This window comes from Pantoea sp. SYBGC1 (assembly GCF_057197005.1).
In genome coordinates this window covers 212,351-234,344 of sequence record NZ_JBXUNM010000003.1, presented here as the reverse complement: position 1 = coordinate 234,344, position 21,994 = coordinate 212,351, and the positions used below count along the sequence as shown (strand labels likewise).

The following is a 21,994-nucleotide window of genomic DNA, read 5'->3' as shown; positions in this document are numbered from 1 at the left end:
AGTCGCTTCGGCCCGTCTGCGTATCCGTCAGTAGAGCAGCGAATAGAGCTGGCGGCGATAGCGCGAGGCGAGGGCGTCGCCGGTGCCAAGCGCGGCCAGGATCTCCTGGAACATTTTGCGCACTTCACCGTCACCGGCGGCGAGATCGCTTTTCAGAAAGCCCAGCAGCAGCTCCAGCGCCTCTTCATTACGTCCAACCTGATGCAGCTGTAACGCAAGTTTAGCAGCCAGGGGCGCGTTCTGCGGCTCGGCGTTCAGCTGCTCCTGCAGCAGCTGGATCTCAGGCGTATCCGCCGCCTGCTTCAGCAGGTCGATCTGTGAGACCAGGCTCTGATAGCGTGTATCCTGATCCTGCAGCGGCACCACATCCAGCACCGCTTCCGCTTCATCACTGCGGTTCAGGGCGATCAACACTTCTGCCAGCAGAAAGCCGATCTCACTGTTTTTATTGCTCAGCTGCCAAGCATCTTTCAGCAGCGGCAGCGCCTCCAGCGGCTTGTTCTGCTGCATCAGCTCCATGGCCTGCTGCGCTTTCAGCTCCTCTTCGCGCGGCAGAACTTTTTCCAGCAGCGCGCGGATCGCCTCTTCCGGCTGCGGACCCTGGAAACCATCTACCGGCTGTCCGTTCTGAAACAGATAAACCGTGGGCAGCGAGCGCAGACCGAACTGTGATGCCACCGCGGGCTCGTTGTCGCAATCGAGTTTTGCCAGCAGGAACTGGCCGGCATACTCCTGTGCCAGACGCTCCAGCACCGGGGTAAGCTGCAGGCAGTGCTGGCTGCGTTCAGACCAGAAATAGAACAGAACCGGCAGCTGCATGGATTGCTCCAGCGTCTGCTGCAAATTGGACTCATTGATGTCGGTGATCAAAGCGTGTGACATGAAAAACGCTCCTGGCAGAAAGTGTAAAGAGAATATGGGGATAAAGTGTCCCGCTTCAAGCGCTGGCTGATGTTACCGCTCAGTTGCTGCGCAAAATGCGATCCAGCATCCAGCCCGGCAGCAGTCGTTTCAGAAAACTCATGCCCCAGGCCACCAGCGTAACCGGATAGCGCAGCCGCGGGTGACGGCTCTCCAGCGCATGGCGCAGTTTGGGTAAAATCGCCTCCGGCGGCAGGGTAAAACGCGCCGCGATGCCGGGATTCTGCACCGGCTTCTCCTGCTCACCCTGCTGCACGTTATCGGTGAAGCGCGTGGCAATCGGCCCCGGCTCTATCAGGCTGACGCGCACGCCGCTGGCGCGCACTTCCATACGCAGCGCATCGCTCCACGCCTCCAGCGCCCACTTGCTGGCGGCATAGGCGCCACGCCCCGGGGTGGAGATCAGTCCCAGCACCGAGCTGGTGTTGATAATGCGGCCGTCACCGCTGTTCTGCAGCGCCGGCAGCAGCCGCATCGTCAGCTGATGAGTGCCAAAGAGGTTGGTGGAGAACTGCTTTTCAAGCTGCTGGCGGCTGACGCTGCTCAGCGGCCCATACTGACCAAAGCCGCCGTTATTAAATAGCCCGTGCAGGCAATGTCCGGTGAGCGCCAGCACCTGCTCTGCCGCGGCATCCACACTTTCGGCATCATCAAGGTCGAGCGGGATGCCGGTATATCCCAGAGCGGTCATCCGCGCGACATCCTCGGCGCGGCGGCAGGCGGCAAGCACGTGATAGCCGCGCGCCTGCAAATCGCTGGCGGCTGCCAGCCCGATACCGCTGGAGCAGCCGGTGATTAAAACCGATTTTTGCATTTCTTTACCTGTCAAATAGCACGACTCAGCGCGAGTCATGCTTAACTAGCGGAGCCAGCGCGTCAGCCATAATGCCGGCAATAAACGGCTGCGCATCCGGATTAGGGTGAATACCATCCTGCTGCATCCACTCCGGCTTCAGATAGACCTGCTCCATAAAAAAGGGCACCAGCGGCAGGCTGTACTCTTCCGCCAGGCGCGGATAGATGGCGCTGAACGCTTCAGTGTATCGTCGTCCATAATTAGCGGGCAGCCGGATCTGCATCAGCAGCGGCTGCGCGTCAGCGGCTTTTACCGCACGGATAATCGCACGCAGATCCTGCGCGATAGCCTGCGGCGGAAAACCGCGTAAACCATCATTACCGCCCAGTTCGATTAACACCCAGCGCGGCTGATGCTGTTTTAATAGTGCAGGCAGCCGTGCCAGACCCTGTCCGGCAGTATCACCGCTGATGCTGGCATTGACGACGTTGGGCTGCTGCTGCCAGCGCGTGCTGAGCAGGGCAGGCCAGGCGGCGCTGGCAGACATCCGGTAGCCGGCGCTCAGGCTGTCACCTAATACCATCAGCGTATCGGCTGCAGCGATGCGCGATACCAGCAGCAGCACCACACACAGGAAGGGATAATGCCAGCGGAAAACATTGTTGCGGTTCATCATCTTACTAAGTCCGTCGGTCAGGGTGAGCATCAGCTCTCAATCCTTACCGGAGTTGAGCTGGTTGTCAAACCAGCCGAGACGCTCGCGCTGATTGGCGAATCGGGATCGGGAAAGTCGACGCTGCTGGGGATCCTCGCCGGGCTGGATGATGGCAGCAGCGGCGAGGTGCATCTGCTGGGTCAGCCGCTGCACCGCATGAACGAAGAGCAGCGCGCGGCGCTGCGCGCACGCGAAGTCGGTTTTGTGTTTCAGTCATTTATGCTGGTGCCCACGCTAAACGCGCTGGAGAACGTGCAGCTGCCGGCGCTGCTGCGCGGCGAGAGCGATCGCGACAGCCGCGCACAGGCCAGCGAGCTGCTGGCGCAGCTTGGCCTGAAAGCGCGCCTGCATCATCTTCCTGCACAGCTTTCAGGAGGCGAACAGCAGCGGGTGGCGCTGGCGCGTGCATTTAGCGGGCGTCCCGGCCTGCTGTTTGCGGATGAGCCCACCGGTAATCTCGATCGTCAGACCGGGGAGCGCATTGCCGATCTGCTGTTCTCGCTCAACCGTGATTACGCCACGACGCTGATCCTGGTGACCCATGATGAGCAGCTGGCCGCGCGCTGCGATCGGCGGCTGCGGCTGCGTGACGGCAAGCTGTGGGAGGAGGCATGATCTGGCGCTGGTTCTGGCGCGAATGGCGCTCGCCTTCGCTGCTGATTGTCTGGCTGGCGCTGACGCTGGCGGTGGCCTGCGTGCTGGCTTTGGGTTCTATCAGCGATCGCATGGAGAAAGGACTCAGCCAGCAGAGCCGCGACTTTATGGCGGGCGATCGTACGCTGCGCAGCAGCCGGCCGGTGCCGGAAGCCTGGCTGACGCAGGCGCATGAGGAGGGATTAGCGATCAGCCGTCAGCTCAGCTTCACCACCATGACCTTTGCGCGGGAGACGCCGCAGCTGGCAGATGTTAAAGCGGTGGATGACGCCTATCCGATGTTTGGTACGTTGCAGACCGAGCCACCGGGCCTGCGTCCGGCGGCAGGCAGCGTGCTGGTCGCCGCGCGTCTGCTGGCGCTGCTGGATCTGCGCGTCGGCGATCCGATAGAGGTCGGGGACGCCACGCTTCGCATTGCCGGTACGGTAATCCAGGAGCCGGACAGCGGATTTAATCCCTTCCAGACGGCGCCTCGTCTATTAATGAACCTGGCGGACGTTGAAAAAACCGGCGCCGTTCAGCCCGGCAGCCGCCTGAGCTGGCGCTATAAGTTTTCCGGCGACGCCGCACCGCTGGCACGCTACGATCGCTGGATCGAGCCGCGCCTTAAAGCGGGCGAACGCTGGATAAGCACCGAAAATTCAGAGGATGCGCTGGGCCGTTCCATGCAGCGCGCGCAGCAGTTTCTGCTGCTGTCGGCATTACTGACGCTGCTGCTGGCCATCGCGGCCGTGGCGGTAGCCATGAGCCACTACTGCCGCAGCCGTTACGATCTGGTGGCGGTGCTGAAAACGCTGGGGGCCACGCGACGTGCGCTGCAGCGGCTGATTATCGGCCAGTGGCTGGCGGTGCTGCTGCTAGCGGGCGTGACCGGCAGCGCGCTGGGGCAGGGGATCGAACTACTGCTGCTTACCCTGCTGAAGCCGGTGCTGCCCGCCTCGCTGCCTGCCGCCAGCCTCTGGCCATGGCTCTGGGCGCTCGGCACTATGTTTATTATCTCCCTGCTGGTGGGGCTGCGTCCTTATCGTCTGCTGATGGCGACCCAGCCGCTGCGCGTACTGCGGCGCGATGCGGTGGCGCGCGTCTGGCCGCTGCGCCTCTATCTGCCGGTGATGGCGCTGGTGGTGGTGCTGCTGCTGGCGCTGCTGCTGGGGGGCAGCAAAATGCTCTGGGCGCTGCTCACCGGCGTCGTACTGCTGGCGCTGCTGCTCGCCGTGCTAGGCTGGGGTACGCTGCTGCTGCTGCGCCGGCTGGTTGTGCGTAACCTGGCGCTGCGGCTGGCCATTAACCGTCTGCTGCGACAGCCGGCAATGACGCTGAGCCAGCTCGCCGCGTTCTCGCTCTCTTTTATGCTGCTGGCGCTGCTGCTGGTTATGCGCGGCGATCTGCTCGATCGCTGGCAGCAGCAGCTGCCGCCGGATGCCCCAAACTATTTTCTGCTGAATATTACGCAGGCGCAGGTGCCGCAGGTGCGTGACTTTTTGCAGCAGCATCAGATCAAACCGGAAACCTTTTATCCCGTCGTGCGCGCGCGTCTGGTTGAGCTGAACGGCAAAGCGGCCGATCCGCGGCAGGATAATGCGCTGAACCGCGAGCTCAATCTGACCTGGCAGGCGCAGCGGCCGGATCACAACCCGCTGCTTGCCGGCAGCTGGCCCCCGCGGCCAGGGGAGGTTTCGATTGAAGCCGAACTGGCGCAGCGGCTGGGCGTTAAGCCGGGGGATGAGCTGACCTTTAGCGGCGATACGCAGACGTTCAGCGCGCGCATCAGCAGTCTGCGTAAGGTGGACTGGGAGAGCCTGCGGCCTAACTTCTTTTTTATCTTCCCGCCCGGCGCGCTGGAGCAGCAGCCGCAGACATGGCTGACCAGCTTCCGCATGGCGAACAACCCGGCGCTGCTGGCGCAGCTGAACCGGACGTTCCCGACGCTGAGCCTGCTCGATATTGGCAGCATCATGAAACAGATTGGCCAGGTGCTGGCGCAGGTGAGCCAGGCGCTGGAAATCATGGTGGTGCTGGTGACGCTGTGCGGCGTGCTGCTGCTGCTGGCGCAGATCCAGATCGGCATGCGCCAGCGTCGTCAGGAGCTGGTGGTGTATCGCACGCTGGGCGCGAGCAAACGTCTGCTGCGCGGCACGCTGTGGTGTGAGTTTGCTCTGCTCGGCGTGGTTTCCGGAATAGCGGCTGCGCTGGGGGCAGAAGCCGCGCTGTGGGAACTGCAGCGTAAAATTTTCGATTTTCCCTGGCAGCCCGACTGGACGCTGTGGTTTGCGCTACCGCTGTGCGGAGCGCTTCTGCTGTCGCTGTGCGGCGGCTGGCTGGGCGTGCGACTGCTGAAGGGCAAAGCGCTGTTCCGGCGCTTTGACGCGGCGTAATCAGGATCCCTCTGTCTGAGGGATCCCGTCAGCAACTCAGAGCTTCGCCTGCGCCCAGGCGAGGCCCGAAGCGTATTCCGGCGGCAGCAGCGGCTGCAGCGCGTGCAGGGCGGCGGCAAGACGTGACGGCTCACTGTCAGTGAGATTCAGGTGTCCCACCTTGCGGCCAGGCCGGACCTCTTTGCCATACCAGTGCAGATGCACCAGCGGCTGCGCCAGCCAGGCGTGGTTTACGTCGCTGCCGATCAGGTTCACCATCACCGAGGGAGCGAACACCGCCGGCTGCGGCAGCGGCAGCCCAAGGATGGCGCGCAGATGCAGCTCAAACTGGCTGATGGACGCGCCGTTCTGCGTCCAATGACCGCTGTTGTGCACGCGCGGTGCCAGCTCATTGATCAGCAGTCCCTGCGGCGTGATAAAGCACTCCATCGCCATGACGCCCACGTAATCCAGCGCCTGCATAATGGCGCGCAGCATGGTTTCCGCCTGCTGCTGCTGTGCACTATCCGCCTGCGGGAACGCCACGCTGGTGCGCAGAATGCCCTCTTCGTGCAGGTTATGTGTCAGCGGGTAGAACACCATGCTGCCATCCTGACCGCGTGCGCCTACCAGCGAAACCTCACCGCTAAAATTAATGCCCTGTTCCACAATGCACTCGCCATAGCACTCAGCGGGTAACGTCTCTGTTTCATCCGCCCGCAGCCGCCACTGGCCACGACCGTCATAACCGCCGGTGCGGCGTTTAACAATTGCCAGTTCGCCCAGCTTCTCAAATACCGCCGGCCACTCATCAGGTGCGGCCAGCAGCTGCCAGGGTGCGGTAGCCAGATCAAGCTCATCCAGCAGCTGCTTCTGCGTCAGACGATCGGCAAGGCGCGGGAAGATATCGCGGTTCACAAAGGCGGTGTGGCGGGCGAGCTCGCGCGTCAGGGCGGTTTCCGGCCAGCGTTCAATTTCGGCGGTGATCACGCTCTCTGCAATGGGCAGCGAGGCGGGCTCCGCATCCAGTCCCACCGGATAGACCGCAATGCCCAGCGGCTCAGCCGCCTGGCGCAGCATACGGCCCAGCTGACCGTTACCCAGTACGCATACCGGCTTCATGCCTCACCCCGCGGATCCGGATTCTCCAGCACCTCATCGGTCTGCGCCTGGCGCCACGCAGTGAGACGCGACGCCAGTGCCGCATCGTGGGTGGCCAGAATCTGCGCGGCCAGCAGCGCCGCGTTGGCTGCGCCCGCTTTGCCAATGGCCAGCGTACCCACCGGAATGCCGCGCGGCATCTGTACAATCGAGTAGAGGCTGTCAACACCGCTCAGCGCAGCGCTCTGCACCGGTACGCCCAGCACCGGCACCAGCGTTTTTGCTGCGATCATGCCGGGCAGATGCGCAGCACCGCCGGCGCCCGCAATAATCACCTGGTAGCCATGCGCAGCGGCGCCTTCAGCAAAACTGAACAGCTTGTCCGGGGTGCGGTGGGCAGAAACCACCTCTACGTGAAAGGGAACGTCCAGGCTGTTGAGAATTTCCTCGGCGAACTGCATGGTAGCCCAGTCACTTCTGGAACCCATGACGATAGCGATACGGGCCGGGGCGGCAGTGGATGACATGCGGTCAACTCCTGTGAATAGACAAACGAACCTGGCCGGTGAGGCAGGTAAGAAGGGCACAGAGGATAGCATGAGATAGCAGCAAGGAAAACGGTTGCGCGGCCAGAAAACGGGCAATTGCACCCGCGAAATTAGAAGGGGAAGGCGATCAGTTTTACGCCGCTGGCGTCCAGCTGGATCATCGAGCCTGCGTCGTGCCATGCCCCAAGAACAGCGCGCTGCGCGGGAAGGCCATTCAGAGAGAGCGTGTGGATTTCCGGCCGGTGCGTATGGCCGTGGATCAGCAGCGGAGCCTGCTGGCGCTGCATGGCTGCTGTCACCGCCTGCGGGTTCACATCCATAATGGCCAACGATTTATGCTGGTTCGCCTGCTGGCTGCCGGCGCGCATTCTGGCCGCAATGCGCAACCGCAGACGCAGTGGCAGCGCCAGAAACAGCCGCTGCAGCCAGCGCTGGTGGACCTTTGCGCGAAAACGCTGATAGCCAGCATCATCCGTGCAGAGCGTGTCGCCGTGCATAATCAGCACGCGCTGACCATACAGCTCCAGCACCTGCTCCTCTGGCAATAGCGTCATGCCGCTGGCGCGGGCAAAGCGCTTGCCCAGCAGGAAATCGCGGTTGCCGTGAATAAAATAGACCGGCACCGACAGGGCGCGCAGGGCGGCGGCGATCTGCTGATGCAGCGGATTAGGATCGTCATCGCCAATCCAGGCTTCAAACAGATCGCCCAGGATGTAAAGCGCCTCGCACTGCCGCGCTTCACCCTGCAAAAAATGCAGAAAACCGGCAGTAATTGCCGGTTCTTCCTGACACAGATGGAGATCTGCGATAAACAGCGTGCGCGACATTACTCGCTGACGGTCACTTTCTGGATGACAACGTCTTCGGTCGGCACGTCCTGATGCATACCGCTGCGGCCGGTTTTCACCGCTTTGATTTTTTCGACGACATCCATACCTTCAACCACTTCAGCAAACACGCAGTAACCCCAGCCCTGCAGGCTTTCGTCGCGGAAGTTCAGGAAGTCGTTGTCAGCAACGTTGATAAAGAACTGTGCGGTTGCCGAGTGCGGAGCCTGAGTGCGCGCCATCGCCAGCGTGCCTTTGGTGTTTTTCAGGCCGTTGTTCGCTTCGTTGCGGATTTCAGCTTTGGTGGCTTTCTGCTTCATGCCCGGTTCGAAACCGCCGCCCTGAACCATAAAGCCATTGATGACACGGTGGAAAATAGTGTTGTCATAAAAACCTTCACGGCAGTAGTCCAGGAAGTTCTGTACGGTGGCCGGCGCTTTATCATCAAAGGTTTTGATTACGATATCGCCATGGTTCGTCTGGAAAGTGACCATTATATTCGTCCTGTGGAGGTTGTATTCAGTATCAGTTGCCGCGTTCGCGTGCGGACGGGCATTTTGTCGACGCCTCTTATAACATAATTTCCCGGAACGCGTCAGCAAGGCAACGGCATCTGGTATCTCAGCGATGCACAAGTCAGAAAAATACGGCACAATATCAGGCTACCAAAGAAGGCGTCTCCCGCACACGATAAAAACGGAACCGTTCAATGCTAAAGATCTATAACACCCTGAGTCGACAGAAAGAGGAATTTAAACCTATTCATGCTGGTGAAATCGGCATGTACGTGTGTGGTATTACGGTTTACGACCTCTGTCATATCGGCCACGGGCGTACGTTTGTGGCATTTGACGTAGTGGCGCGTTACCTGCGCTATATTGGCTATCAGCTGAAGTATGTGCGTAATATCACTGATATTGATGACAAAATTATTCGCCGCGCTAACGAAAATGGCGAAACCATTGAGACGCTGACCAACCGCATGATTGCGGAGATGCACCAGGATTTTGCCGCGCTGGGCATCCTGCCGCCGGATCTGGAACCACGCGCCACGCGCCATATCGCGGAAATTATTGAGCTGGTGGAGCGGCTGATTGAACGCGGTCACGCCTACGTAGCGGAGAACGGCGATGTGATGTTTGATGTGCTGAGCGATACCGATTATGGCGCGCTGTCGCGTCAGGATCTGAAGCAGCTGCAGGCGGGCGCCCGCGTGGAAGTGGCAGAGGTAAAACGCAACCCGATGGATTTCGTGCTGTGGAAGATGTCCAAAGCCGATGAGCCGTCATGGGAGTCGCCGTGGGGCAACGGTCGTCCGGGCTGGCACATCGAGTGCTCCGCCATGAACTGCAAGCAGCTTGGCAGCCACTTTGATATTCACGGCGGCGGCTCTGACCTGATGTTTCCGCACCATGAAAATGAAGTGGCGCAGTCCACCTGCGCGCACGACGGTCCCTATGTCAATTACTGGATGCACTCCGGCATGGTGATGGTTGACCGTGAGAAGATGTCAAAATCACTCGGCAACTTCTTCACCGTGCGCGATGTGCTGCAGCACTACGACGCCGAAACCGTACGCTATTTCCTGATGTCAGGACACTATCGCAGCCAGCTTAACTACGGCGAAGATAACCTCAACCAGGCACGTGCGGCGCTGGAGCGTCTGTATACCGCACTGCGGCATACCGATACCGGCGCGCAGCCTGCCGGTGGCGAAGCTTTTGAAGCGCGTTTCCGGGCGGCGATGGATGATGACTTCAACACGCCGGAAGCCTACTCGGTGCTATTTGATATGGCGCGCGACGTGAACCGTCTGAAGAGTGAAGATAAAGCGGCGGCTGACGGGCTGGCGGCCAGATTGCGCGAGCTGGCGAATGTGCTGGGGATCCTGCAGCAGGATCCGGAGCTGTTCCTGCAGAGCGGAGCGCAGACGAATAATGATGAAGTCGCAGAGATTGAGCAGCTGATCAAAATGCGCAACGACGCGCGTCAGGCGAAAGACTGGGCGCAGGCGGATGTGGCGCGTGACCGGCTTAACGCACTCGGCATTGTGCTGGAAGATGGTCCGCAGGGCACCACCTGGCGACGTAAATAAGAAAAAAGGGCGAACCCGGGTTCGCCCTTTTTGTTATGCGACCACCGTTATGCGCTGGCCGGCAAACTCTACCGTCTGTCCGGCGACGATTTTACAGCGCTTGCGCGTTTCAATCGCCCCGTTCACGCGCACTTCACCTTCATCAATCACCGCTTTGGCCTGCGCGCCGCTCTCTACCCAGCCTTCCAGCTTCAGCAGATCGCACAGATCAACGTGCTGATGTTTACCCAGTGAGAAACTCGCCATTATGCTTCCTCCACGTCGTGATACGCTTCGCACGCCAGCAGCGTGTTTTCAATTAAAGTGGCTACCGTCATCGGCCCGACCCCGCCCGGGACTGGCGTAATGTAAGAGGCGCGCTCAGCGGCAGCGGCAAAATCAACGTCGCCCACCACTTTACCGCTCTCCAGCCGGTTGATGCCGACGTCAATCACCACCGCGCCTGGTTTGATCCAGTCACCCGGAATAAAACCGGGCTTGCCCACGGCCACGACCAGCAGATCGGCGTGCTCCACGTGATGGCGCAGATCGCGGGTGAAGCGGTGAGTAACCGTCGTGGTACAGCCTGCCAGCAGCAGCTCCATGCTCATCGGGCGGCCAACGATGTTAGAGGCGCCGACCACAACGGCGTTCAGGCCATAGGTATCGATGTTATAACGCTCCAGCAGCGTGATGATACCGCGCGGCGTGCAGGGACGCAGTTTCGGCGCACGCTGGCAGAGGCGACCCACGTTATAGGGATGGAAACCATCCACATCTTTATCCGGTGTGATGCGCTCCAGCACCTTGACGTTGTCGATCCCGGCCGGCAGCGGCAGCTGCACCAGAATGCCGTCAATCGCCGGATCACTGTTCAGCTTATCAATCAGCGTCAGCAGCTCGCTTTCGCCGGTGGAGTCGGGCAGGTTATAAGCACGGGAGACAAAGCCCACCTCTTCGCAGGCGCGACGTTTGTGCGTGACGTAGATCTGCGAAGCGGGATTTTCGCCCACCAGGATCACGGCCAGACCCGGCGCACGTTTGCCCGCCGCCAGGCGCTGCTGCACTTTTTCCGCAACTTCGCTACGCACCTGCTGCGCAATCGTTTTACCGTCAATAATTTTTGCTGCCATCAGAGAGGAAATCCATCTGTAGAGAGTTAAATCGGGGATGGTGCCTATTCTGGCAGAAGCGCGGGCGGCTGTCAGTCACAGTTTCAGCAGCCTGCGCGCTTTCAGGCTTTTTTTCGTGGTGACGCGTGCCAGCCTGCATGGGTATGATATCTGCAGGACACTCTGGGAACGATGTAATGATCTGGATAATGCTTGCCACTCTGGCAGTAGTGTTTGTGGCTGGATTTCAGCTGATCACCGCCGCCTCGCGTCACGCTGCCCAGCGGCTCAGCAAGCGGCTGCAGCTGCCGCCGGTACAGGTGGAGTCAATGCTCTCGATGATGGGGAAAGAGGCGGCGAAAGAGTTCACCGACTACCTCAGCCGCGATAACGAAACGCACCTGCATAATGGCGCAGCGGTACTGCTGATCTGGCAGGTACTGATTGTTGACGGCAGCGAGGAGAACAGCCAGCGCTGGCATGCGATCCTCAGCCGCGCCGGTTTCCCGGCACTCATCAGCCGCCAGCAGCTGCTGCTCGCGCTGGGCTTTCTGCGCCAGCTGGAGCCGGACAGCCAGGAGCTGCACGCGCGGCGTGAGCAATATAATGCGCGCTTTACGCCACAAGGGATTGAGCTGGAAGGGGAATCCACCGGCACCAGTAATCTCGTGTCGCTCAGCGAATGGCGCAAACGCCATTGATGCAAATTGGTTATTCCCGCAGCACTCCGCTGCACAGAAACGGCAAAAACGTTGACGTACCCGCTTCCAGACGTATAATCCGACCCAACTCCTCAGCGCCCTTAGCTCAGCTGGATAGAGCACCGGCCTTCTAAGCCGTAGGTCACAGGTTCGAATCCTGTAGGGCGCGCCAAGTCAAATCAAGCAGTTACGCTACTCCGCCAGCTTTCATATTTTCAGCATGGGACAGATTTGGGACACGACTGCCTGAGGGTCGCCGTCGCAGTTTTTCGCCGCTCTGTTAACAATAGCGGCTCAGCTATCTGAATTAACAATACAGCGACATAAGGGTTTCAGACGCGGTTGCTGAAACCGTACAGTATGTTTTATTCATAATCATAATATCTGTTCAGCTCAGCTTCTTTTTTATAACTTTTCCCGAGCATAAACCCGATAGATAAAAGCGTTAAGATTATCGGCATGATAAATACTGCGCTGCGGGTAAAGAAATCTTTTTCAAGGCTCCATCCTGCCTCAATACTGATTGTCATAAGCAGCAGAGAGGTGGCAAGTATAAAACTGCAGCCAAGCAGACTGCCGCTCTTTTTGAGACTTTTGATGTAGGCAGGGCTGTAATTGTCCTCGGGCCGGGCAAGTTTCCCGTTCATTTGAAGAAACGTGATTTGCTCGCCTCTCTTCTCCCTTGCTGCCAGCAGCTGAGCACGCTCTCCGTTACGAACTGCCATGGCTGCCCAGTCCATCATCAGCCACTGATAGCCCGTCGTCCAGGTATCGGCTATCCGCATATTTTGCCAGCTCCGGACGTTAATTCCTGCATTGTTCTCCGCCAGGGAATTTTTCAGCAAATTAAGACTTTCTCCCTGCAGATCGCTGGTCCAGACGTGCCGCAGGTCAGCGGGCCTGACTTGCCCGGCAGACAGCAGTGCATCAATCCTGCGCTCAAGGTTATAAATTTGAGCGCTCATTCCTTTAAAACAGCAGACCGGCACTCTGTTTCCGCTTATTTGCCGGTAGCGGGAAAAGAGCAGTGCACAGGCATATTCACAAAAGTTACGATTATCGCCATCATGCAGTTCGGCAATTAACAGCAGACGAAATCCGTTAAACGGCCCGTCTGTCCACTGCTGAACCAGTGATAGTTCAGGCATGTCGTCAAAATAGTGAAAGCTGGCATGGCGGAATGCGGCATGGAGAGAGCGGACCAGCGAAGTGATGTCATCGCGCACAGATCCTGCTGTATTACCCATGTAGAGAAATAGTTCAGGACGTTCGGTGATGGCGTCAATCTGTGTCAGATCCAGCTGTTCCAGCAGGCGCTGCACTGTGACCAGCATCCGTCCCATGCCTGACCTTTCATCATCCTCAACGGAAAGCCTGAGGGGAATATCGCCATCCACCGGCATTTTCCCCTCAAGTCCGAGCATTTTCAGGGCTGCGTTATCAACCGGAAAGATTGAGGTGTGTTCAGCCAGCAGTGTCCATTCAGAAGCCCGTGATTGCCAGTCTGATTCAACACCGCAGTACGCAAGCTGCATCAAAAGACGCCAGCAACAGAGAAGGTTGAAAAAAACAAAGCATAGCGAAACAACCGTCATGCAGACCGCAACAGGGAGCGCCAGTAATCGCCAGATAAGCATGCTGAGCGTTAGCTGCGCATTCTCAAGCGTCAGGGCACTGAACATCAGCATCAATATAAGGGCCACAATACCTGCAGCTATCGTAAACAGACGGGGAAAGCGTATTTCCGTTTTCTCCGGACAAGAGAGCAACGGCTTCCAGAAATATTGCATTTACCGCACTCCTGCTTCGGGCAAAGAGCTTAACAGCAGGCATCCGCACGCCACTTTGCAACCATGGGTCACAACGTGACGGCCGTTCATGATCCAGGCAGGATGCCCTTCAGCAGCAGCGGTTTCACCATGCTGACTGCACCGCGCTTTGTCGCCTGCCAGCATTACCGGCTTACCGTCGAATACCTCTCCTGAAGCTTCAGTAACATAGCCTCCCGCCGACAGGCGGTCTCCCAGTCGAATAACGCCATCCATGAAATATCCTTACTCTCTGTCCTGTTAAATTTATTTTTGTGCAAATGAAATCACATTCCCGCCTTCATATCGCACTGCATGCGGGTCCAGCCCGTATAGCCTTTTACCTCCGGCACGCGGGTCGGCAAGTTCTGAAAGTTGGCGTAATACTGCTCCATTCTTACTGGCAGGATGCGGGGATCGATATAAAGGAGACCCCAGCGTGAAACGTTTTCACCTTTGCCAGGACGAATAGCGTCCAGCCGGTCATAGTAAACTTTGCCTTTAAATGTATAGCTGTAATCAATCCCTTCTCCGCCCGGCATGATGCGCGGATCGTCAAAAGGGTGAGAGGACATATAGAGGTGCCCCTGCTTCGTCAGCAGAAACCCCTGGTCATTGACCACGGTCAGGGAAGCGATGTTTTCGTATGCAGGAGAATCAGAACCCGCCTCGTCATCTTCACGGCCTTTTACGGTTGAAGACATCCATGTGCGACCATAATCCCGTGAAATTGTCATGCCGGAAGAGTTCCACCATGGAACAGCGATGTACCGCTCAGAGGCATTGATGTAAGGATGTGTGAAGATGCGATAAAACTGCGACGATACCTCACTGCGGATATCGCGCTTCTCATCCACAAACCACAGGGCACCCTCGCAGGCGACCCCGTGCAGCTCCAGCCAGCGGTGGTCGTCAAAGCGGTACACCACCTGCACCGGCGTCTGCCGTTTCTTCAGCGGCTTGCTGCTGCAGCCGCTGGCAGTCAGCACAATCAGCGCTGCCAGCGCTGTAATTACAGTGTGTTTCCTTAACGTTACCATCCTGTTCCCTCCGTTTTTTTCTTTGCCGGCACATCGCGATAGCCTGCCGGCTCCGGCATGTCCCACTGATGCACAGGCACTTCCTTATGATGCACCTCCGGATGCCGGGCGGGCTCTACGCGCGTTTTCGGGCCGAAATCATTCACTACGCCAAACTCACCGGCCGGCAAAGTTTGATCCGGTTTATTCATAAATTGTTTAGTTTCTTCCAAATCCAGAATGCCGGTTTTATGATAATTTTTTGTTTTTGCATCCGGATTAAACTCGTGCCGCCAGTCTGCGCGCTTGCGCAGATTGAGCCAGAAGGCGGGATCTTCAAAGGCCATGCAGTTACCGATGGCGAGGTCGTAGGCAACAGCCTTTTCCTGCACGTTCTGATCCATCACTATTGAAGAGTGCTGGCTGAACCTCACCGGATCGCCATATTTTTCCATCTCGTTAATTTCCTCGAATGTTTTACGCCGCTTCAGCTGATAGCGCTGCGTGCTGCTGCCGACCACGCGACCGGAGACAAACGCGGTGCCGTAATAACGGTTGACCGCAGCCAGCTCGGTTTCAGACAGCAGCTGACCGGAGCGATGCGGATAAACAAATCCGATCGCCGGACGAAACTCAGTCACCTGCCAGGCGTTTTCATACTCGCGGGCGGAGTAGTCGATATAGCGATCCTCGCCTCCGACGCCCGTTTTGTATTTCATGTCCCCGCTGCGATCGTGTCCCATCAGGGTCAGCTCCATCACTTCAGGCAGGGCCTCGGCGTTTTCAGTCACGCCGCTTTCCATTGGGTAGGCCGCGTTAGTGGGCCAGCCGTCATACGTAAAATCTCCGGGCCGGAAAGCCGGCTTTTTGAAAGGCGCACCGGACGCGTTGCCGCCCGTGCTGTGGTGCTGACAGAACGCGCGCTGATAGAGATTGGGTATGCCGCCGGCGAGCGTATCAGGAATACCGCGCCAGCCGATGCCCTGCACACTGGACAGCGACACCGTGCCGTCATTCGGGCAGAAATAGTTATAAACCCGGCCATAGTTATTGCGGCTGTAGCGGGGATCGCTGCTCCAGCGGTGTTTGCGCCACAGCGTGGTATCGTGGTACATGGCTGTGACAAACTCCGGCCGGTAGCGACCCGTGGCGTCATACTTTGGATTTGTGGCCATCAGCCGGCAGAAATTACGCAGCGTCTCCTGACGCCCGTGCGACGTCTGCTGCTTGCCGGGCAGCATATTTTCCATGGGCCGCGGATCAAGTGAGTAGGGGGAGTGGCAGAGGATGACGCAGTCGGCAACCGGATAATCAGCTACCTGTTGCCTGACCAGCATATTCGCCAGCATGGTAATGATGGTGCCCTGGCTGTGCGCCACTATATTGATGGTGTCGTGACGTGTACTGGGGTTCTTCCTGATTTCCAGAATCAGATCCGCCAACCGCTGAGCAGCAAAAAACTGATAAATGCGGTGCGGATTGCCGTAAATCGGGTGGGTAAAGTCCCCGCCGTTAAGTTTGCGGCTGTAGATCCCCGCCATCCAGATGGCCCCACCGTTCGCGCCGGGCCCCAGCATGTCAGGAATGCAGGTGGTTGCGTTAGCAAAGGTGCCGCCATTCTTCGCTGCTGCCAGGTTCAGTACGTTGCCGTAGTTATCGTTGCAGAAGCCGCGTCCCTCAGCGTTCAGCTTTTTCAGCCGTACCGGGTCATCTTCCTGAAACGCATCGTAGGGGAGAACTGTTTCCAGCCCGAGGCGGGCGACCTCATCACGGTAGCGCCGCTGGTCTGCGTTATAGGTTTCACGATCGACGGGGCGATAGCCCCAGTAGAACGGAATCACCGGTGACCGCCCGCTGGCCGTCACGCGCTTTGGCGCATCTTTCAGATCGGTTAATCCCTCAATTTCACTCCACTGGTGCGGATACATGTCGTCGCGCGCCAGTCGGGTGTTCAGCCCGGCAATAATCCCTTTTTCCTGCGTTTCGTAAGCTTCACCGATGTCGTTGACGCCGTGTACGAGAATAACAATACAGGGCAGGGGGCTGTTTACAGGAAACTCCTGCATCAGCATACCGCCGGCGGTATCGCGATTAAGGCCGATGAAGCTGCCCAGTTCCGGATCGTTAAAGGCGCTGTTTTTTTGAGGTGTGATGAGTCATCGCTTTGCCTCCCTGATAAGCGTAACAACCAGCTGTTCGGTCTCTGCAAGATCCAGCAGCGGAGAGTGTCCGGCAGCATCGGTGATACCCTCCACCGTGCTGCCGTCCGGCCGGGTAACGCGGAAGGGCTGGCTGACCAGCGGGTGTTTCCGGTCGCCGTTTCGGTAGAGGCGTACACCGCGCGCCAGCGGGTTATCTTTAAACAGCGGATCGACAATTTTTGCCGGTTCCCCCTTCTGATAAACAAGAGTCGGCGCTTTCTGCTCAATGTGCGCCGGCGAAAATATCTCTACGCCGCCGTTCGGGTGCAGGCGGATCCCGCCGCCGCCGCAGTGCAGATACAGGCCTTTTTTGGCGCTTATCTGAAGCTCGCCGTTGACGCTGGCGATCTGCATGTTCCGATCGGCAAGCGCCGCCAGCTGGCCGCGCTGCGCCTGAAGCGTGATATCGCCAGACGCGGCAATCAGTTTGATGCCGAGCCTGCGCACAAAGGCGGAAATTCCCTGGCCCGCCGCGACAGAAAGACGTTTGAACACGCTGACGCTGCCGTTACTGCCGGCGGTGATCACCGTATCTTTACCGGCGGCGAGATGGAGACTTTCAGGTGTTGCCTGTGCAATACCCGCTTTACCCCAGGAGAGAATGCCCGGCTGCGCCAGCCCGGAAACGGCCTGCTGCAGCGCCTGCTGTGGGGCAGTGTCAACGCCGTCAGCGCCGGCCCCGGCGGCCGACGACTGCAGGCTGTAAGCTATGCTGAGCGCCTGCTCCAGATGCGCGATCGTGTCAGTCATCTCCAGCAGCGATCCGCGCGCACCGGTCTGCGCGGCGGTCGTCAGGTAGATACCCTCTGCGGCACGCACGGTGGCGTGATGATCGGTGCGCAACTCTGCGCCTTTACCGCGTGCTTTGCGGCCGGTATCGACCATATGACCGAGGTTAAGCTGCGTTTTGCCAAACTCGGTTGATAGCTTGATGTGCTCATTGCCTGCCGCATCTTCCAGCCGGATTTTGTTCTTCCCCTTTGTCCGGATAACGTTGCGCGTGCTGTTAAGATCGTTAACGACGTCCGGATTTAGCGCGTCATGCAATACATGGGCAATGTAAGGCCGCTCGGGATCGCCACCTTCAAATGCGATTGCCACCTCCGTGTTGTCCAGCAGCGGAAAGTGCACGCCATACTTATCGCCTGCGTAGATGCGGGCCAGACGCACAGGCATGCTTTCCCTGCCTTTCTCCCAGCTGGCGAGATCAAAACTGAATTTCACCCGATAGCGCCCCTGGTTATCGGGACGGGCAAGGCTATCGTTCATGACGCTGCCGGAGACGCGGGCGGGAATCGTTCCTGAGATAACCGGCCGTGGCAGGCGCTCTGGCCGGAAAGCGGCGCGCTCACTACAGGGAATACCGCTGAGTGCCGTCTGATAGCCTGTTGCCCGGCTTGCGCGGCAGACGCTCTCAACGATAAGAAAGCCGGACATAAATGCATCAGGCTGCTCGCCTTCGATTTCAGCCACCATGCCCGGCTGCAGTGCGGGATCGTCAGTGATGGCTTCCAGACACGTCCGGCCAGATAGATGGCGCTCATGGCGAATGCGGGCATAGTGCCAGGCTGTTTCAGCTTCTCCGCCCTGTATGCTGCTCCACCGATCGCCCGCGCTGTGCTGGATATCAGCGTAATGGTGATCGCTGCCTGTGGTGTAGGGGGCCTCACCGCTCATGTCCGCCTCATGTTCCGGCGGAATAAGCCGGCTTTGCCGGTAGTCGTAATTGCGCGTACGTACCGATGCAGGCACCACCGCCGAGTGGCAGCGCATCTGCCATATTGTCAGGGTATCGCCTGTTAACCCTGCTCCGGGCAGCGACTGAATTTTCGTGCCAGATACGTAGCCTGCCTGCTGATCGGCAAATACGATGACGGTGATCTCTTCAGCGGTTTCATGTTTGCAGAAGCGGAACCAGATCCCGACTTCAGAAAGCAGACGCCGGATAAAACTCAGGTCACTCTCTCCCCACTGAACGATCATCTCCCGTCTGGGGTAACGCCACTGCAGCAGGCTCATGTCAATCTCATAATCCCTGAAGCCGTGCGACTTCAGGACAGAATTGACGAGCTCGGGAACAGACGTCCGCTGATAGATAGCGTACCGGTGCGTGCTGGACATCAGCGCCAGAGGATGTTCGAGTGTGACTTCATACGTTGATTCGTCAACGCTGGTTGATATATGGGAAAGGCGGGTGATAACCCCATAAATTTTGCGTAATGTGTGCCAGCGATCCTTAGCAGGCCGAAAGAGGGAACACGCCGTGGAACAGGCCCGCATCATAAAAACTGCCGGCTGCATCATCACTTTCTCAGGTGGTATATCCTGAACGGATGAAGTAAAGCGGATGATAAATCGATAGGGCTGGCTGAGGGACTCTTGCCCTTCGAAAGATTTAACGTCTGCAACGATCTCGCAGCTTTCAAAGGCGAGCAGATAGTGATTGAGCGAATCCGCAACGGCGAATGAGCCCGAACGTCCTGTCAGGGGCATAGATATCCTTATTTAGTTTGGCATTACAAACTATAAGGACAAGTGTAAATAATTACATAGAGTTAGTATATCGTAAAATTTGATTTAATTCTGGCTCTGATTCCGACAGGGCAGAAGCATTGAACCCTGCAGGGCAACGGACTCTGGTCATGGTTTTTTCCGTTTTCCGCCACTATTCTGACTCAGCAGACGGATGCGCTTTTGCCAGCAGTCCGGCTTTTCAGTAAATAATGGTCCTTTTTTTCACCTCTCTCTTCTCCTGCCACTGCATAACTTACATCCCGGCAAAGTTAGCGGAATGATTAATCAGTCTGAATTATCTGGCTTAAAAAAAAGCAGACTGGCGTTGTTATCAGGTCATTTTCGTGAATAATATGCGGCAATATTTATATTAATTAACAAGATTTGCGTTTAGTTTACGTGACAAGGATTGTCTGATGGTTTCATTTAACACATCAATTACGCTCTGTTTTTCTTTTCTGGTTGCTGCTTTTATAACCAGAGAGGCCACTGCGGAGCCCTTGCCTGATGCAGGTGAACAGGTCCGGCAGCAGCAACAGCGCCAGCGGGCGCTGGAGCAGCAGATAGAGCCGAAAGCGCCTGATGTGCGACTTTCACCGCCCGCTTCTGGTTTTGGCCGCCTCTCTTTTCCTGCAGAAAAACCCTGCTTTCCTCTCACGCATATCGTGCTTGAGGGGCAGCAGGCGCTGCCGCACTGGCTGCCGCTTAACGCTATTGCCAGCCAGGCGCAGGGAAAGTGCCTGGGCGGGCGCGGCATTAATCTGCTGATGAGTACGCTGCAAAACCGGCTGGTTGATCATGGCTATGTGACTACGCGGGTGCTGGCACCTTCGCAGGATCTCAACAGCGGCACGCTACGGCTGGTGATCCTGCCCGGTTACGTGCGGGAGGCCAGGCTGACGCCGGATAGCGATCGTTATCTGTGGCTCTACAGCGCCTTTCCCGCCCGTGACGGTAATCTGCTGGATTTGCGTGATATCGAACAGGGACTGGAAAACCTGCAGCGGCTGCCGACCGTGGTAGCCGATATGTCGGTCGTGCCCGGAGAACAGCCGGGCGAGAGCGATGTAGAGGTACACTGGAAGCAGAAAAAGATGTGGCGCGTCGGTCTCTCGCTGGATGATTCCGGTACGCGCAGCACCGGACGCTATCTGGGTGGCGTCACGCTGTCGCTCGATAACCCTTTTGCGCTGAGCGACCTTTTTTATCTGTCGGCCACGCACGATTTACAGGGCAAAGGCGGTAAAGGCAGCAAAAACGTCATCGGCCACTACTCGGTGCCGTTTGGATACTGGATGTTCTCCGCAACGGCCAGCAACTATGACTATCACCAGACGGTCGCCGGAACCCATCAGGACTACCGCTATAGCGGAAAAAGTCAGAGCCTCGATTTACAGCTTAGCCGGGTACTGCATCGCAGCGGCTCGCAAAAAACCTCGCTGACCTATGACGTCCTGACGCGCGAAACCCGCAACTATATCAACGACACCGAAGTTCAGGTGCAGCATCGCCAGACGGCGGCGTGGCGTATCGGTCTGCAACATCGGCACTATATCCGCCAGGCGACGCTGGATGCGGGCATCAGCTATCAGCGCGGCACGCGCTGGTTCGGTGCCGAGCCCGCGCCCGAGGAGTACTTCGGCGAGGCGACGGCGCTGAGCAAAATCGTTCAGCTCAATGCGCAGTTCAGCCTGCCGTTCAGCATCGGCAGCCAGCGTTTTCGCTACGGTGCGCAATACCTGCGTCAGATGAGTAATACGCCGCTCACGCCGCAGGAGCAGTTTTCGATAGGTAACCGCTGGACCGTGCGCGGTTTCGACGGCGAACGCACGCTGAACGCGAGCCGCGGCTGGTTCGTCCGCAATGACATCGCCTGGAGTACGCCGCTGCCTGCACAGGAGTTCTACCTGGGCGCGGACTATGGCGAGGTGGGCGGTGCGGGCAGTGAGTTGCTGACCGGCCAGCATCTGGCGGGCGGGGTAGCAGGGCTGCGCGGTCAGGCCTGGAATACCGGCTATGACCTGTTTATCGGGACGCCGCTGTCGAAGCCTGATGGTTTACGCACCAGCAGCGTCACGCTCGGCTTCAATCTCAACTGGAGCTACTGAGAATGCGCGCAGGCAAGTATGAGGTTAAATCGCCGCTTATTCTGGGCGGTGAAGAGAGTGAAGCGGAAATACTGGGATCGGCGGTGTGGCTCTGGATGCACTCGCCGCTGCATCGTGATGCGCCGCTGCACGCCCTGCCGACGCTGCTGCTGCCGATCATCAAACAGCAACAATATGTACTGGTGGCTGAAGCGGGTACGCCGGTTTTTTTCTTCAGCTGGGCCTGGCTGAACGAAGAAGCCGAAGCGCTTTATCTTACACGGCCCGCTATCCATTTCCCGCCTGACGCGTGGAACAGCGGCAAGCGCATGTGGTGCTGCGACTGGATCGCGCCATTTGGCCATACCGCCGCGATGAGTCGCCTGATCCGGCGCGATCTCTTTCCTCATGCCTGCTGGCGGGCATTGGATCACCGCGGTGAGCAGCGCGGCAGGCGCGTATTCAACTTTCATGGCAGTCGCGTGACCCATGAAGCGGCAAAAAGGTGGCGTCAGCAGCATCCGCTCACCGCCGCGTTACCGCAAATCTGATAAGGATATTA

General features: G+C 58.3%; 20 protein-coding genes and 1 tRNA gene. 7 read left to right on the top strand and 14 right to left on the bottom strand.

Going from position 1 to position 21,994, the window contains the following annotated elements:
- Nucleotides 1-27 precede the first annotated feature (27 nt).
- The 3 genes from AC2CF9_RS08385 to tesA all read right to left on the bottom strand — a co-directional run bounded on the left by AC2CF9_RS08385 (nucleotide 28) and on the right by tesA (nucleotide 2,393).
- Nucleotides 28-882, bottom strand: a complete 855-nt coding sequence (locus AC2CF9_RS08385) for a co-chaperone YbbN (RefSeq protein ID WP_150017589.1) — start codon at nucleotides 880-882, stop codon at nucleotides 28-30.
- A gap of 79 nt (nucleotides 883-961) precedes the next feature.
- Complete coding sequence (locus AC2CF9_RS08380; RefSeq protein WP_150017587.1) at nucleotides 962-1,735, bottom strand: SDR family oxidoreductase; 774 nt, start codon at nucleotides 1,733-1,735, stop codon at nucleotides 962-964.
- A gap of 25 nt (nucleotides 1,736-1,760) precedes the next feature.
- Nucleotides 1,761-2,393: a multifunctional acyl-CoA thioesterase I/protease I/lysophospholipase L1 gene (gene tesA / locus AC2CF9_RS08375; RefSeq protein ID WP_150017585.1), complete on the bottom strand. Its 633-nt coding sequence runs from the start codon at nucleotides 2,391-2,393 to the stop codon at nucleotides 1,761-1,763.
- Here tesA and ybbA point away from each other — a divergent pair.
- Both ybbA and ybbP read left to right on the top strand, forming a co-directional pair.
- Nucleotides 2,361-3,047, top strand: a complete 687-nt coding sequence (gene ybbA, locus AC2CF9_RS08370; RefSeq protein WP_039383054.1) for a putative ABC transporter ATP-binding protein YbbA — start codon at nucleotides 2,361-2,363, stop codon at nucleotides 3,045-3,047. The two genes, tesA and ybbA, sit on opposite strands and share 33 nt — an antisense overlap.
- A complete protein-coding gene (gene ybbP / locus AC2CF9_RS08365) occupies nucleotides 3,044-5,461 on the top strand; it encodes a putative ABC transporter permease subunit YbbP (RefSeq protein WP_484556751.1) in 2,418 nt (805 codons plus the stop codon). The genes ybbA and ybbP overlap by 4 nt, the downstream gene beginning before the upstream one ends.
- A gap of 36 nt (nucleotides 5,462-5,497) precedes the next feature.
- Here the strand turns inward: ybbP and purK are convergent, their stop codons facing one another.
- From purK to ppiB, 4 genes are all read right to left on the bottom strand, one after another.
- Nucleotides 5,498-6,562, bottom strand: coding sequence for a 5-(carboxyamino)imidazole ribonucleotide synthase (gene purK / locus AC2CF9_RS08360; RefSeq protein WP_484556750.1), 1,065 nt, complete (start codon nucleotides 6,560-6,562; stop codon nucleotides 5,498-5,500).
- Nucleotides 6,559-7,068: a 5-(carboxyamino)imidazole ribonucleotide mutase gene (purE, locus tag AC2CF9_RS08355; protein ID WP_039383061.1), complete on the bottom strand. Its 510-nt coding sequence runs from the start codon at nucleotides 7,066-7,068 to the stop codon at nucleotides 6,559-6,561. Before purE ends, purK begins: the two co-directional genes overlap by 4 nt.
- 131 nt (nucleotides 7,069-7,199) lie before the next feature.
- Nucleotides 7,200-7,916 carry a UDP-2,3-diacylglucosamine diphosphatase gene (locus tag AC2CF9_RS08350; protein WP_484556749.1) on the bottom strand — a complete coding sequence of 239 codons (717 nt, stop codon included), beginning with the start codon at nucleotides 7,914-7,916 and terminating at the stop codon, nucleotides 7,200-7,202.
- On the bottom strand, nucleotides 7,916-8,410 hold the full coding sequence (gene ppiB, locus AC2CF9_RS08345; protein WP_039383066.1) for a peptidylprolyl isomerase B: 495 nt from the start codon (nucleotides 8,408-8,410) through the stop codon (nucleotides 7,916-7,918). Before ppiB ends, AC2CF9_RS08350 begins: the two co-directional genes overlap by 1 nt.
- A 215-nt stretch (nucleotides 8,411-8,625) precedes the next feature.
- Between ppiB and cysS the strand changes: the two genes are divergently transcribed.
- A complete protein-coding gene (gene cysS / locus AC2CF9_RS08340) occupies nucleotides 8,626-10,011 on the top strand; it encodes a cysteine--tRNA ligase (RefSeq protein ID WP_484556748.1) in 1,386 nt (461 codons plus the stop codon).
- Between the two features lie 33 nt (nucleotides 10,012-10,044).
- Here the strand turns inward: cysS and ybcJ are convergent, their stop codons facing one another.
- Together ybcJ and folD are read right to left on the bottom strand one after the other, a co-directional pair.
- Entirely contained in the window at nucleotides 10,045-10,257 is a 213-nt protein-coding gene (ybcJ, locus tag AC2CF9_RS08335; RefSeq protein WP_039383070.1) for a ribosome-associated protein YbcJ, read from the bottom strand.
- Nucleotides 10,257-11,123 (bottom strand): bifunctional methylenetetrahydrofolate dehydrogenase/methenyltetrahydrofolate cyclohydrolase FolD, encoded by an 867-nt coding sequence (gene folD / locus AC2CF9_RS08330; protein ID WP_484556747.1) that lies wholly within the window; start codon nucleotides 11,121-11,123, stop codon nucleotides 10,257-10,259. The genes ybcJ and folD overlap by 1 nt, the downstream gene beginning before the upstream one ends.
- 176 nt (nucleotides 11,124-11,299) lie before the next feature.
- Between folD and AC2CF9_RS08325 the strand changes: the two genes are divergently transcribed.
- Together AC2CF9_RS08325 and AC2CF9_RS08320 are read left to right on the top strand one after the other, a co-directional pair.
- The gene (locus AC2CF9_RS08325; protein ID WP_039383074.1) at nucleotides 11,300-11,803 is read left to right on the top strand and encodes a DUF1198 family protein; all 504 of its coding nucleotides are present in this window, start codon (nucleotides 11,300-11,302) and stop codon (nucleotides 11,801-11,803) included.
- A 95-nt stretch (nucleotides 11,804-11,898) separates the two neighbouring features.
- Nucleotides 11,899-11,975: transfer RNA gene (locus AC2CF9_RS08320), tRNA-Arg, on the top strand.
- A gap of 193 nt (nucleotides 11,976-12,168) precedes the next feature.
- Here AC2CF9_RS08320 and AC2CF9_RS08315 read toward each other — a convergent pair.
- From AC2CF9_RS08315 to AC2CF9_RS08295, 5 genes are all read right to left on the bottom strand, one after another.
- The gene (locus tag AC2CF9_RS08315) at nucleotides 12,169-13,593 is read right to left on the bottom strand and encodes a hypothetical protein (RefSeq protein ID WP_484556746.1); all 1,425 of its coding nucleotides are present in this window, start codon (nucleotides 13,591-13,593) and stop codon (nucleotides 12,169-12,171) included.
- Entirely contained in the window at nucleotides 13,594-13,848 is a 255-nt protein-coding gene (locus AC2CF9_RS08310) for a PAAR domain-containing protein (protein ID WP_484556745.1), read from the bottom strand. It abuts the gene before it with no gap.
- Nucleotides 13,849-13,898: 50 nt separating this feature from the next.
- Entirely contained in the window at nucleotides 13,899-14,651 is a 753-nt protein-coding gene (locus AC2CF9_RS08305) for a T6SS immunity protein Tli3 family protein (protein WP_484556744.1), read from the bottom strand.
- The gene (locus AC2CF9_RS08300) at nucleotides 14,645-16,696 is read right to left on the bottom strand and encodes a T6SS effector phospholipase Tle3 domain-containing protein (RefSeq protein ID WP_484556743.1); all 2,052 of its coding nucleotides are present in this window, start codon (nucleotides 16,694-16,696) and stop codon (nucleotides 14,645-14,647) included. The genes AC2CF9_RS08305 and AC2CF9_RS08300 overlap by 7 nt, the downstream gene beginning before the upstream one ends.
- 90 nt (nucleotides 16,697-16,786) lie before the next feature.
- Nucleotides 16,787-19,324: a type VI secretion system Vgr family protein gene (locus tag AC2CF9_RS08295; RefSeq protein ID WP_484556742.1), complete on the bottom strand. Its 2,538-nt coding sequence runs from the start codon at nucleotides 19,322-19,324 to the stop codon at nucleotides 16,787-16,789.
- A gap of 437 nt (nucleotides 19,325-19,761) precedes the next feature.
- Between AC2CF9_RS08295 and AC2CF9_RS08290 the strand changes: the two genes are divergently transcribed.
- Together AC2CF9_RS08290 and AC2CF9_RS08285 are read left to right on the top strand one after the other, a co-directional pair.
- Nucleotides 19,762-21,453: a ShlB/FhaC/HecB family hemolysin secretion/activation protein gene (locus AC2CF9_RS08290; RefSeq protein ID WP_484556741.1), complete on the top strand. Its 1,692-nt coding sequence runs from the start codon at nucleotides 19,762-19,764 to the stop codon at nucleotides 21,451-21,453.
- Nucleotides 21,454-21,455: 2 nt separating this feature from the next.
- Nucleotides 21,456-21,983 carry a toxin-activating lysine-acyltransferase gene (locus AC2CF9_RS08285; RefSeq protein WP_484556740.1) on the top strand — a complete coding sequence of 176 codons (528 nt, stop codon included), beginning with the start codon at nucleotides 21,456-21,458 and terminating at the stop codon, nucleotides 21,981-21,983.
- Nucleotides 21,984-21,994 lie beyond the last annotated feature (11 nt).

Excerpts from the sequence above, each read along its gene's own strand:
- AC2CF9_RS08385 (WP_150017589.1), bottom strand. The coding sequence starts at position 882 with ATGTCACACGCTTTGATCACCGACATCAATGAGTCCAATTTGCAGCAG.
- AC2CF9_RS08380 (WP_150017587.1), bottom strand. The coding sequence starts at position 1,735 with ATGCAAAAATCGGTTTTAATCACCGGCTGCTCCAGCGGTATCGGGCTG.
- ybbA (WP_039383054.1), top strand. The coding sequence starts at position 2,361 with ATGCCAGCGGAAAACATTGTTGCGGTTCATCATCTTACTAAGTCCGTC.
- tesA (WP_150017585.1), bottom strand. The coding sequence starts at position 2,393 with ATGATGAACCGCAACAATGTTTTCCGCTGGCATTATCCCTTCCTGTGT.
- ybbP (WP_484556751.1), top strand. The coding sequence starts at position 3,044 with ATGATCTGGCGCTGGTTCTGGCGCGAATGGCGCTCGCCTTCGCTGCTG.
- purK (WP_484556750.1), bottom strand. The coding sequence starts at position 6,562 with ATGAAGCCGGTATGCGTACTGGGTAACGGTCAGCTGGGCCGTATGCTG.
- purE (WP_039383061.1), bottom strand. The coding sequence starts at position 7,068 with ATGTCATCCACTGCCGCCCCGGCCCGTATCGCTATCGTCATGGGTTCC.
- AC2CF9_RS08350 (WP_484556749.1), bottom strand. The coding sequence starts at position 7,916 with ATGTCGCGCACGCTGTTTATCGCAGATCTCCATCTGTGTCAGGAAGAA.
- ppiB (WP_039383066.1), bottom strand. The coding sequence starts at position 8,410 with ATGGTCACTTTCCAGACGAACCATGGCGATATCGTAATCAAAACCTTT.
- cysS (WP_484556748.1), top strand. The coding sequence starts at position 8,626 with ATGCTAAAGATCTATAACACCCTGAGTCGACAGAAAGAGGAATTTAAA.
- ybcJ (WP_039383070.1), bottom strand. The coding sequence starts at position 10,257 with ATGGCGAGTTTCTCACTGGGTAAACATCAGCACGTTGATCTGTGCGAT.
- folD (WP_484556747.1), bottom strand. The coding sequence starts at position 11,123 with ATGGCAGCAAAAATTATTGACGGTAAAACGATTGCGCAGCAGGTGCGT.
- AC2CF9_RS08325 (WP_039383074.1), top strand. The coding sequence starts at position 11,300 with ATGATCTGGATAATGCTTGCCACTCTGGCAGTAGTGTTTGTGGCTGGA.
- AC2CF9_RS08315 (WP_484556746.1), bottom strand. The coding sequence starts at position 13,593 with ATGCAATATTTCTGGAAGCCGTTGCTCTCTTGTCCGGAGAAAACGGAA.
- AC2CF9_RS08310 (WP_484556745.1), bottom strand. The coding sequence starts at position 13,848 with ATGGATGGCGTTATTCGACTGGGAGACCGCCTGTCGGCGGGAGGCTAT.
- AC2CF9_RS08305 (WP_484556744.1), bottom strand. The coding sequence starts at position 14,651 with ATGGTAACGTTAAGGAAACACACTGTAATTACAGCGCTGGCAGCGCTG.
- AC2CF9_RS08300 (WP_484556743.1), bottom strand. The coding sequence starts at position 16,696 with ATGCAGGAGTTTCCTGTAAACAGCCCCCTGCCCTGTATTGTTATTCTC.
- AC2CF9_RS08295 (WP_484556742.1), bottom strand. The coding sequence starts at position 19,324 with ATGCCCCTGACAGGACGTTCGGGCTCATTCGCCGTTGCGGATTCGCTC.
- AC2CF9_RS08290 (WP_484556741.1), top strand. The coding sequence starts at position 19,762 with ATGGTTTCATTTAACACATCAATTACGCTCTGTTTTTCTTTTCTGGTT.
- AC2CF9_RS08285 (WP_484556740.1), top strand. The coding sequence starts at position 21,456 with ATGCGCGCAGGCAAGTATGAGGTTAAATCGCCGCTTATTCTGGGCGGT.